Consider the following 6,091-nt stretch of genomic DNA (forward strand, 5'->3'; position numbering starts at 1 on the left):
GTACAGCAAAGAAGTCGCTACCAAGCGAGTGAATGTAGTATACGCGGTTGGTCAACTATCTGATGAAGAATACACGGAATTGATAGATTTGATTGAAGAAAAATATCCAGTTTCTTAATACGCTTTCGGATCATGAAGCGTCGTATCATTAACACCCATTGAGGTGTATTTTTTTACAAAAAAAGAGAGCGTCAGAAGTTAATCTGATTGCTCTCTTTCTAATTTTAAAATGTCTGATATGTCACAAGCTAATACTTCGCAGATCTTAGCCAGATTATCTAGTGGCAATCTTGAAGTTTGGTTTCTACACATTTCATTAATAGACGGTTGACGAATTCCAGTTCTTCTTGAAAGTTCATGTTGTGAAATGTTTTCTATTGCTAACAAATCAGATAGTTTAATAACGACTTTCATGATTATCCCCTTTCTATTTATAAGATACGTTAAAAGTATCATCTTTCTCTTGATACGTAAAGTGTATTGTAGTATGATACGTATAACGTATCATAAATGGAGGAGATAACATGATTACTAACAACGCTGGCGAAATGTTAATTTCAGATATCGTTGGTTATATTTCAGAGTTAGTTCCAATCGATATAGATAAAACAAGGAATAGTCTATCTACACTAGTATCTAATTACCATATTCAAAAAGTAGAACAAGAAGAAGTTCATCCCGATCTACACGACAAGATAAAACTATTTCTTTCTACTAAGAAATTAGAAGGCCTAAGCCAAACGACTTTAAAGGGATATGGATTGGAATTAAAAATATTCGCGGAATCAGTCAAGAAAAAAACTGAAGATGTAACTGCAGCTGATATACGAGTATATTTAGGAAGTTTCGACAAATTGAAAATGAGTTCTATAAGTAAGAAACTTTCTGTACTTAAATCATTCTTTAGTTGGTTGACTGCTGAAGAGGTTATTTTGAGAGATCCAACCACACGACTGAAGCCGCCTAAAAAAGAGAAACGGGCTCCAAAAGCTTTAACTATAGAAGAACTTGAAATGATGCGTGAATCTTGTCAAACAAACAGACAGCGCGCTCTTCTCGAAATTCTATATGCTACTGGTTGTCGTTTGTCAGAATTACAGGCATTGAACAAAGCCGATATTAACTACCAGTCAATGAGTTGTAGCGTGATAGGTAAGGGAGACAAAGAACGTGAAGTATATTTCAGTTTCAAAGCTATGTATCATTTAAGAAAATATCTAATGAATCGTACCGATGATGTAGAAGCTTTGATTGTGACTGAACGCAAGCCTTATAGACGCATGCAGAATAGAGCAATCCAAAGGGAAATTGACAAGATCGCTAGTCAAGCGGGAATCAAGAAAAGCGTGAGTCCACATACATTGCGCCATACATTTGCTACTTTGACTTTGAACAATGGCGCTGATATTGTTGCCGTGCAACACTTGCTGGGTCATTCTGATCCATCTACAACGCAAGGGTACGCAGTATTGTCTGATGAACGAAAGCGCGAACAACATAAGAAGTTTTTAGTTCAATAATTACGAAGAGCGTCCTGTCCAGGGGCGTTCTTTTTTACGTCAAATAAACGGGGTGGGAAATGGCTGAGAAATTAGGTGATGGCATGTACGAGACGGTAAAAAAACACGGTGAGCAGATTGGTGATTTGTCAAACGGCTTCGTGATACAAGCGGAGCGTTTAGGCAATGTAGAGTTGACTGTTGCAGCGTTAAAAGAGTCTGATCGCCAACACGATGAAAAGATTGCTCAATTGGGTTCGCAGTATACGCAAATTCAGAACACAATTATGACCGAAAACCGAGATACTCAAGATATGTTTAAAAATCACACGGAAAAACTTTACGGCATTGTAGAGTCGTCTGTCAGTTTTAAAGAAAATTCCGAAGAACGTGAAGCGGATGCCGAAAGAAGAAAACACGATTACAAAGTAATGAAGTGGAAAACTATTGCAGATGTAGTCACTAAACTTGTTTTAAGTTTGACCGCATCGGGCGGTTTTCTTTATTGGTTAATCGAAAAAGTGGGAGGTAATTAATATGGAAGAATTATTGTTGTTTGCGTCAATCCTTGCACCAATTGTGTTGGCATTGGTGCAATTGATTAAGAAAACTGTAACAGAAAATCATGAATTAAATCATTTATTACCGCTGTTTGCATTGTTAATAGGTTTGTTAGTTGGCTTTGCGGCTACACCGTTTACAGACTTGGATTGGACTATGCGATTATGGGCAGGCGGTATCGCTGGACTAGCGGCTACTGGATTGTTTGAGATTGTGGATAATACTACAGATAAAGGGGCGGAGTGATATGGCTTACTATATAAAGCCGTGTGATGGGCTTATTACATCCTTTATGGATCGCGGGCGCAATCATCCATTGGCTGGCGTTATACGCCCACATCAAGGCGTAGACATTGGTAGTGCAGAGGATAATCGTATATGGGCAGCGGCAAGCGGTACAGTTTATCAAATCGGTTACAGTCCTAAATCAGCAGGTAACTATGTATTGATTAAGCATCCGAACGGTCATACAACGTCATACAGCCACTTGTCACGCATTGATGTTAAGCAAGGTCAAACTGTATCACAAGGCGAACGAATTGGTATGAAAGGTGCTACTGGGCTAGCTACTGGCGTACATCTACACTTTGAGATTGCCAAAGGTAACTGGACATCCACATACGCAAACAAGTTAAATCCTTTGCTTTACTTCGTAGATCCGTTGACAAAAGAAATGCAAGGTTGGCTCAAAGAGTTAGGCTATGACGTAGAGCCAGATGGTTACTACGGGGAAAAGATGATTAGCGCAGTCGCATTATATCAAAAGCGCAATAATATGCATGTAGATGGTTATGCAGGACGCGGAACGTATGCAGCGTTAAAAGCAGAAAGCGCTAAACAAGTAGCATCTGACAAACCGATTGAAAAAGAAGGAGGTAATCGTGTGTGGATTGAGTTTTCAAGTCCGACATTAGAAAAAGAATTTATAACATTTTTGGAGAGTAAAGGTCAACAGGAGATTGCAGTTAAACAAGGAGTGGACCAAGGCTTTAGCAAGTCGTGGGAAACAAACGAAAAAGCAACTCCTGGCGATAAGGCAGCGCTGGGGTTACTAGGTATGATTCGAGAAAAGAGATAAAAAGTAATAAAGCGACTCTATCCATTTGTGGACGGAGTCGCTTTTTTTATTTGCCTACTTTTAAATTGATCAGAACAATATCTTCGTCAACGTAGCAAAAGCCTTCTTATCCACTTCGATTAGACTCTTCTTCCCATCGTTGAACTCAACGGCAAGCACGTGGGTGCTTTTAGACTTAGCAGTCAATCCGGCGAGCCATCCAACAGGTCCAAGAATCACACCACCGACAAATGCACGACCTACCGCACTGGTTGCACTCTTGCGGCTCTCCTCGTCGATTATTTCATATTCCTTCACAGATTCTTTACTGACGTCGTACGTTTTAAACCAGCCTGTCGCAATCGTTACTTTCCCGCCTGCATGAATGATATCTTTCCCTTCATAGTCCCCAGCAATTACTTTATTTTTCTTAGCCATGCCAAAACCTCCAATTTTATTATTATCTACCTATAGAGTACATTAAATGGTAAGTGTTGTATATCATTTATCCCAACGATTGATCAAAAACTCATTGACTGATTCTTTAACCTTACCCATACCAGCCACCGCATCATCCATCACAAAGGACAACAGACGGCCCCAAGATATCACTTCATCTTCATCTGTGGAGTTGAGTGCCTTCATTAACTTACGTAACTCTTTCATTTGTTCCGCGTCTATATTCTTCATTAGATACTCTTCCACATACTCATTTACAAAATCGGCATCCGTCAGGCATGTATCTATCAATAAAGCACACACACGAGCTACGGTGCAATCTGAAGCGTAGGACAAGGCATTGATATTATCATAGGATTGATTGTGGAAGCGAACGGAAATACGTTTGGTGATTCCCTTAAACCGACGAGCAACAGGCGGTTGATCCGCGTGACCGATGTACACCGTATTATCCAACTGGATATCTCGCCTAAAGTGTACAGACAACATACTGATGACCCGCTTATCTTTTAGCCCACGCAAACAAACCTCTTCGCCAATTGTCTTGATCGGCAATCCAGTGATTTTGTGTAATCTGTGGATGCAGCTAAACACATCGATAGGCAACGTCGGCTGGATCTCTCTCTTTTTATCAGACCGTATCCTCCTATTCCCCACTCTCTCATCCCTTCATTTTTGGTTGTAACGTCCGCTATACGTCCATTTACTAGCGGGCTTAATTTAAGATATGCGGTAGGGTAGGGTAGGGGAGCTATGTATAGATAATTGCAGAGTAGGAGATACTACCAGTAGAGGTGATATAGATGTCAAAAGCTAAGGATCTTGCTAAAGCTATCAATGAGCATGGACGAAAAAACGGAATACCCGCAAAAAAGAAACCTAAAAAGTGAGCCGACGATAAATGTCAGGCTCTTTTTTGTGCATAAAAATAGCCTGTTGCCCATATGATTTATTACAAGCGCAATACAAAGCACCTGGATGTATTACCGGTGTACTACAAACGTCCAGAATTATTACATGCGTAATACATGGGGGAGGTTTTTATATTGAGTAAACTAATACTGGGTATCGACGCAGGTAATCACAAAGCTAAGGTTGCAGGTCCATACGGTACGGATAGTTACAGGACAGCGATATGTGATTGGTTTGAAAGAGATATTGTGGAAGCTCACGGTGATGATGATATGGAATTTGATATAGATGGACGTAAAGGTTTTGCTGGATCGATTGCAGTCTACGAAGATGAATTTGGAGGAGGTAGTATGTTTGGTGACACCAAAGCGCACGAAGATACAAAAATCAGAGTGCTACTCGCTATCTATCGTTACGGTAAAAAGTATGGCATTGATATAACGGATGTTTCATTGGTCACTGGACAGCCGATTGTCTCCCGCAAGTCTGCCGATAAGCAACGTATACAGGATATGCTCACTGGACAGCATAGCTTCACGGTCAACGGCGAGAGTGTAGCCTTTAATATAGTAGAGGTCGCAGTAGGCGCGGAGGGTTCCGGGGCATTTTGGAGCGCTCCTGTCAGCGGAGTCACGCGCATCATTGATATAGGTAGCGGCACCGTCAATGCAGCTACTATTAATAATAAAAAATACATCAACAATGCATCTGACACGTTTAATTTTGGGATGGAGACGGTAAACAATAAAGAGGATTTGGCAAGTGTTGCGCGTGGAGTCATCCGTAACACGACTAAATTAAAGTGGGATCGTGCGGATCACGTCTTGTTGTGTGGGGGGATTGCAAAAGATATGTTGCCTTATATCCAACAACATTATAGTAACGCGGAGTTGTTGCAACCTAACTTACAAGAGGGTAATCATGTCACCATATCCAGTCCGGTATTTGCCAACGCCATCGGTTTTTATCAACTCGCAAAGGGTGCGTTTGGATGACTAGGAAAGTAAAGACGATCAGTTTTAGTTTGATTAGTGAGTACGACAGCCGTTTGTTGGAGTACGCAGAAAAAGCAGAACGCGGTAGTTTTAGCAAATACATCAAACGATTGATCGATGATGATATGCGAGGCGGTCAGCGTGTGGTGAGTGGGTCGATTGTGGAAGTTAATCAGTTAAGCGCACCTTTTGCTGATCCGGTAGATGATGAAGCGGATGCAATGAGTGGGTTCTTGTGAAAAACAGAACGTGCGTGCGTTAACGATGTTAACCAACTACTTTTTGACGTTTTACAGTAAAAGGAAAAGCTCGTCTGAAATGTTAACGATGTTAACGAAGTATTTCAAATGGTTAACACCAATGGTTAACACCTCAAACCTGAACAGGGCAAGGGTTCAACCCCTCCTGTTAACCATGTTAACCATATATACTACTATTATAAGTTTATATAGTATAAGGATAGGTATAGGGGATATGTATATACACGTATGCTTAATATAGGTTATAGAGTTAAAAGCCAAAAAGTTCGTTGACATGGTTAACATCAAAAAAGCCCCGCAAAAGCGGAGCTGTGCGTATGTCGCAAAAACACTCAACCCATGTCGAGT

Annotated in this window: 9 protein-coding genes; 6 read left to right on the forward strand and 3 right to left on the reverse strand. The window is 40.7% G+C overall.

The window, feature by feature from the left end; genetic code table 11:
- Positions 1-198 precede the first annotated feature (198 nt).
- On the reverse strand, positions 199-414 hold the full coding sequence (locus CSV76_RS16745; protein WP_099626287.1) for a helix-turn-helix domain-containing protein: 216 nt from the start codon (positions 412-414) through the stop codon (positions 199-201).
- A gap of 110 nt (positions 415-524) precedes the next feature.
- On the opposite strand from CSV76_RS16745, the gene xerA reads away from it, so the two are divergent.
- The 4 genes from xerA to CSV76_RS17945 are packed head-to-tail and all read left to right on the forward strand — an operon-like array spanning position 525 to position 3,138.
- Positions 525-1,520, forward strand: coding sequence for a site-specific tyrosine recombinase/integron integrase (xerA, locus tag CSV76_RS16750; protein WP_099626288.1), 996 nt, complete (start codon positions 525-527; stop codon positions 1,518-1,520).
- 59 nt (positions 1,521-1,579) lie between these two features.
- Positions 1,580-2,035 (forward strand): hypothetical protein, encoded by a 456-nt coding sequence (locus CSV76_RS16755; protein WP_099626289.1) that lies wholly within the window; start codon positions 1,580-1,582, stop codon positions 2,033-2,035.
- 1 nt (position 2,036) lies between these two features.
- Positions 2,037-2,306, forward strand: a complete 270-nt coding sequence (locus CSV76_RS16760; protein WP_099626290.1) for a holin — start codon at positions 2,037-2,039, stop codon at positions 2,304-2,306.
- Between the two features lies 1 nt (position 2,307).
- Positions 2,308-3,138, forward strand: a complete 831-nt coding sequence (locus CSV76_RS17945; RefSeq protein WP_099626291.1) for a peptidoglycan DD-metalloendopeptidase family protein — start codon at positions 2,308-2,310, stop codon at positions 3,136-3,138.
- 69 nt (positions 3,139-3,207) lie between these two features.
- Here the strand turns inward: CSV76_RS17945 and CSV76_RS16770 are convergent, their stop codons facing one another.
- Together CSV76_RS16770 and CSV76_RS16775 are read right to left on the reverse strand one after the other, a co-directional pair.
- Positions 3,208-3,555 (reverse strand): hypothetical protein, encoded by a 348-nt coding sequence (locus tag CSV76_RS16770; protein WP_099626292.1) that lies wholly within the window; start codon positions 3,553-3,555, stop codon positions 3,208-3,210.
- A 63-nt stretch (positions 3,556-3,618) separates the two neighbouring features.
- Positions 3,619-4,233, reverse strand: a complete 615-nt coding sequence (locus tag CSV76_RS16775) for a hypothetical protein (RefSeq protein WP_099626293.1) — start codon at positions 4,231-4,233, stop codon at positions 3,619-3,621.
- A 389-nt stretch (positions 4,234-4,622) separates the two neighbouring features.
- On the opposite strand from CSV76_RS16775, the gene CSV76_RS16780 reads away from it, so the two are divergent.
- Both CSV76_RS16780 and CSV76_RS16785 read left to right on the forward strand, forming a co-directional pair.
- On the forward strand, positions 4,623-5,483 hold the full coding sequence (locus CSV76_RS16780) for a ParM/StbA family protein (RefSeq protein WP_233204529.1): 861 nt from the start codon (positions 4,623-4,625) through the stop codon (positions 5,481-5,483).
- On the forward strand, positions 5,480-5,722 hold the full coding sequence (locus CSV76_RS16785; protein WP_099626295.1) for a hypothetical protein: 243 nt from the start codon (positions 5,480-5,482) through the stop codon (positions 5,720-5,722). The genes CSV76_RS16780 and CSV76_RS16785 overlap by 4 nt, the downstream gene beginning before the upstream one ends.
- Positions 5,723-6,091: the final 369 nt, after the last annotated feature.

This window comes from Sporosarcina sp. P17b (assembly GCF_002743115.1).
Taxonomy (GTDB): domain Bacteria; phylum Bacillota; class Bacilli; order Bacillales_A; family Planococcaceae; genus Sporosarcina; species Sporosarcina ureae_C.